Here is a 538-nt window from a genome sequence, read left to right on the forward strand (position 1 = left end):
GTGATCGCGCGCCGACTGCACGATCGTGCGACCGCCGTCGGCCACCGCCATCCCGCTGGCCTGGCGTAACCGCTGGGTCAGCCGCGCTCGCGCGGGCACCTGCGGCACCTGCTCGGTGAACGTCTTGCGCGGGCACACCGCCGTCGAACAGATCCAGCGTCTCTTGCGCCACAGCAGCTCACAGCGACGCCCGGCCACCGGTAGATCCCGCGGCCGAGTGGTCACCCACTCCTTCATCCGGGTGGCCATCACCCCGCAGCCGGGGCACACCCGCGCCCGTTCGTCCATCGTCGCCAACCAGACGATTGGCCCCTGACCAGCGTGTTCATCTCGTGCGATGACCTCGACGACGGCCAGGCCATCCAAGCCCAGTAATCGGGTCGTATCGTTGACCATGCTCGCGGCTTCTCTGTTGTGATCTTCTGCGTCGACAACAGAAATGATCGACAGGAGCCGCGAGCTCCCTCAAGAGCCGAACGCACCCCAGCCACGCGAGCACGAGCAGTCAGGCCTCAACCCCGATCAAGTTCGAAGAGCC

The 538-nt window shown here is 66.5% G+C and carries 1 protein-coding gene; it reads right to left on the reverse strand.

From position 1 onward, the window contains the following. Positions 1-396 (reverse strand): transposase family protein (locus V5E28_RS49125; RefSeq protein WP_336217208.1); only part of this gene is annotated, 396 nt, incomplete at its 3' end. Positions 397-538 lie beyond the last annotated feature (142 nt).

Source organism: Nonomuraea sp. LPB2021202275-12-8, assembly GCF_037044575.1.
GTDB lineage: Bacteria > Actinomycetota > Actinomycetes > Streptosporangiales > Streptosporangiaceae > Nonomuraea.